This window comes from Streptomyces sp. WM4235 (genome assembly GCF_001279725.1).
GTDB lineage: Bacteria > Actinomycetota > Actinomycetes > Streptomycetales > Streptomycetaceae > Streptomyces.
The window spans coordinates 1-3320 of sequence record NZ_LGDE01000120.1; the positions used below are offsets into that span (position 1 = coordinate 1).

Here is a 3320-nt window from a genome sequence, read left to right on the forward strand (position 1 = left end):
CAGTTATCGCTGCGAGTCACAGATGGCCCTCGTGTCGCCCTAGGGTGAGGGTATGATTCCTGACTTTGTATCAGATCTACGGAAAGCGGTCGGTCCCGATTGTCTTCTGTGGCTGCCCGGGGTGGTCGGGGTTGTCCTCGACGAGCACGGGCGGGTTCTCCTGCAACGCCGTTCCGCCGCGGGGTTGTGGACGCCACTCAGCGGGATTCTGGAGCCCGGCGAAGTGCCGGCCGTCGGGGTGGTGCGAGAGGTGGGGGAGGAAACAGGCGTGCGGGTGGTGGTAGAGCGCCTGGCGGCGGTGACGGCTTCCCCGCCGGTGCGACACGGTAACGGTGACCGGGCGCAGTACCTGGAGCTCGTCTTCGCCTGCCGCCCGACGCATCCGGACCAGTCGCCTCGGGTCTGCGACGACGAGTCGGTAGAGGTCGCCTGGTTCCCGTTGAACGCCCTGCCGCCGATGAGCGAGCGAATGCGGGAAATCATCGCGCTCGTCGAGAAAGACGAGCCCCAGGCCTGGTTCGCGCCCGCACTGTGAGGTCGTAGCCGCCCCGCCCGCCCTGACCTGCCTCGTTCGAGAAACGGGGGCATTCACCCCTTTGGTGAGGCCTGCACTGCTACGTGCTCGAAGCCCCGCTGATCATCGTCACGGTTGGCTGTTCGAGGATGGGCAGGCAGGGGCCGCCCGAGGACGACCGGATCGCCCTCCCTTGGCCGGAGCTTTCACAAGTGCAGGTCCGCCTATGAGGGGGTCAGAGCGGTTGCAGCACGGCGTGGATGCGTGCGCGGCTGTCTGCGGTGGCCGACGTGCCAGGGGCGGCCGCGAGTTCGGCGTCCAGCTCCCGCAGGCGGTCGCCGACGCGGGTGGAGGTGATGTTGCCCATCAGGGTCAGTGCTGTGTCGGTGGTGGCCGCGGCGGCCTCGGGTTGACCGGCGCGGACGTGAGCTCGGGCCAGGGCGATCTGGTCGAAGGCTCGGCTGCGCACCCGGTCGGCGGGCCGGTCGGCGGTGCCCTGTTTGATCAGGGCGATGGCATGGCCGACTCGGTCGGGGGCGTGCTTGGCGGCCTCGTACTCGCAGACGCCGGCTGTGACGCGGAATTCGGCGTGGTCGAACCAGGCGGCCCAACCGGGAGTTGTTGCGGGGTCGTCGTTGGCGAGGGCCTGTTCGGCGGCGCCCGTGGCTCGGGTCATCTCGTCAAGGTGGCCGAGAACCGCGTGCGAGCGCGCTTCGAGTGAGCACAACAGGGCTCGCAGCCGACCCGGGCGAAGCCTGCGAGTGCCGTACTGGGCGGCCTGGACGAGTTCGAGAGCGTCTTCCGTGCGCCCGAGGTGGTTGGCCTGTCGGGCGAGGCAGTTCATCAGGTGCCCGCCGATCCCGGCGCCGTCGCGGCCGGCCTGCTTGGCGGCCTGGAGCCCAAGAAGAAGGTAGTGCTGGGCGTCGGCGTGGGCACCGGCGTCATGGGTCATCCAGCCGGCGACGGACGCGAGCTCGGCGACGGCGACGAACAGGGCGCGGCCGGTCTCCTCGGTGTAGGTGCCGGAGCGAGCCAGGTGGGTGACGTGCTGGAGCTGGCCGACGACCGCGAGACGGGAAAGGCCGCCTCCGTGCTCGTTGTCCAAGTCACGGAACGTGTCGGTGGTCGCCTCGATCCGTGCCACATCCGATAGCCCGAGGCGGGCTCCGGGGCGTTCGGGGGCGGGCAGGGGTTCGAGGTCGTGCAGGTGCAGCCACGGCTGGACAGCGTTGACAAGGGCAGCGCCGGACATGAGGCGCGCGCGGGACGGGCTGTGATCGTCGGTCACGGCATCGCTCCGGGTGGTGTCGAGTATGGCGGCCACGACCGCGCGCGCGGACCACGCGTCTGCCATCCGGTGCGGTCCGATGTCGGTCAGGCCCAGGTCGGCCGGGGTGAGCGTGCGGCCGTGGCACAGGCGACTCATTGCCTCGGCGAGGAACGAGGGGACCGGGTGGCGGGGCCGCTCGCCCTTGTTGATCCAACGGGAGACGCGCGAACTGTCGGTCTGGATGTCCTGGCGGCCGTGTCGGGCGGCGACGAGCCCTACTTCCGTCGCGATCCGGCTGTAGCTGGCGCCCGAGGTGCGCACCCAGTGCGCGAGGGCTTCGTTGGTCCTGGACTGCGTCACCGTGTCCACCTGGTCCGAGTGAGGGATTACTGCGGGCATGGCAAAAGGGTGCGCGTTCAGGCTACGCCGGAAGCGTCGAACTCCGCGCTGTTCAAACGTAGTTCGCAGTGAATCGCAGCGTCGGCGCCGCGCCGCTGCGCTGAGGAAACGCAGGCAAGCGCAACCGCTTCGCCGTGGAAACGCAGCGCGTTCAAGGGGTCAACTGGTCTCAGCCCGGCAGCACCAAGCCGGGCGCAGAACGGAGGGGCGCCCTTCCGACCCGTTTCGAGGCCGACAGCCAGCATGTCGCACCGGTCTTGGAAGACCTGTTCCGACAGCCCTACTCGAAGGAGTTCCGTCATGGAGAACACCGAGATTCAGTCCCCCGAGATCCTCGCAGTCTCCGAGGTCTTCACCACCCCCGAGGTCGCCGACCTCGGCCCGGTCACCGAGGTCACCCTCGGCAGCGGCGGCTTCAACAACGCCGACAGCACCATGTACTACCAGGGCTGACCTGACGCCCGGCGCCGTACGGCGCCACCTTGGGTGAACGCGCGCCCGGGACGGCCGGCCCTCACGGGCCGGTCCGTTCCGGGCGCGCGTCGCCTTTTCTGGAACATCCCATCAACAGGGGAGCCCCCGATATGAGGCATGTCGCAGGCACGGTCACCCACGCGCCCCCGCTCACCGCCGGTCCGCGCCCGCGGGGCGGGACCGAGATCCACGACGACGGCACCCTGCGCGTGTGGGCCGTCGACCACAACCCCCAGGTGCGGCGCGCCGTGTCCCGGGACGGCACCGCGGAAGTCTTCCTCGTCGGCGGCTGCCTGGCCTCGTCGTCGGAGGCCAGGGGCGCCGCAGACTCGGCCGCGCGCGGCTACTGGCACGCCGCCGGTCGGCTGCCTGGCTCCTACCTGGGGATCGTCAGGGTCGGCCGCACCGTGCGGATCACGGGCGACCGCGCCGCCACGGTGCAGGTGTACTGGATCGCCACCGAATCCACGGTGACCTGGTCGACGTCCGCCTCCGCCATGGCCGCTCTCACCGGGGCCGCCCCGGACCCTGTGCGGCTGCTGGCAGAGATCACCACCTGGGGTGTGGAACCCGGTGTGAACGGCTGGTTCCGGGGCATCCACCGGGTCCCGCCGGGAAGCGCGTTGACCGTCGCCCCCGACCTTCCCCCCGCGCTCCAACGGC

General features: G+C 70.2%; 3 protein-coding genes and 1 pseudogene. 3 read left to right on the top strand and 1 reads right to left on the bottom strand.

The window, feature by feature from the left end:
• Positions 1–52: 52 nt before the first annotated feature.
• Positions 53–535, top strand: coding sequence for an NUDIX hydrolase (locus ADK55_RS12215; protein WP_053677957.1), 483 nt, complete (start codon positions 53–55; stop codon positions 533–535).
• A 214-nt stretch (positions 536–749) separates the two neighbouring features.
• Here the strand turns inward: ADK55_RS12215 and ADK55_RS12220 are convergent, their stop codons facing one another.
• Positions 750–2183 carry a transcriptional regulator gene (locus tag ADK55_RS12220; protein ID WP_159041363.1) on the bottom strand — a complete coding sequence of 478 codons (1434 nt, stop codon included), beginning with the start codon at positions 2181–2183 and terminating at the stop codon, positions 750–752.
• A gap of 300 nt (positions 2184–2483) precedes the next feature.
• Between ADK55_RS12220 and ADK55_RS38505 the strand changes: the two genes are divergently transcribed.
• Both ADK55_RS38505 and ADK55_RS12225 read left to right on the top strand, forming a co-directional pair.
• Positions 2484–2636: a hypothetical protein gene (locus ADK55_RS38505; protein ID WP_159041364.1), complete on the top strand. Its 153-nt coding sequence runs from the start codon at positions 2484–2486 to the stop codon at positions 2634–2636.
• Between the two features lie 131 nt (positions 2637–2767).
• Positions 2768–3320 (top strand): annotated as a pseudogene (locus ADK55_RS12225) (hypothetical protein); the annotation flags it as partial.

Bases quoted from the DNA above. Each gene is read 5' to 3' on its own strand.
- ADK55_RS12215 (WP_053677957.1), top strand. From the start codon at position 53: ATGATTCCTGACTTTGTATCAGATCTACGGAAAGCGGTCGGTCCCGAT.
- ADK55_RS38505 (WP_159041364.1), top strand. From the start codon at position 2,484: ATGGAGAACACCGAGATTCAGTCCCCCGAGATCCTCGCAGTCTCCGAG.
- ADK55_RS12220 (WP_159041363.1), bottom strand. From the start codon at position 2,183: ATGCCCGCAGTAATCCCTCACTCGGACCAGGTGGACACGGTGACGCAG.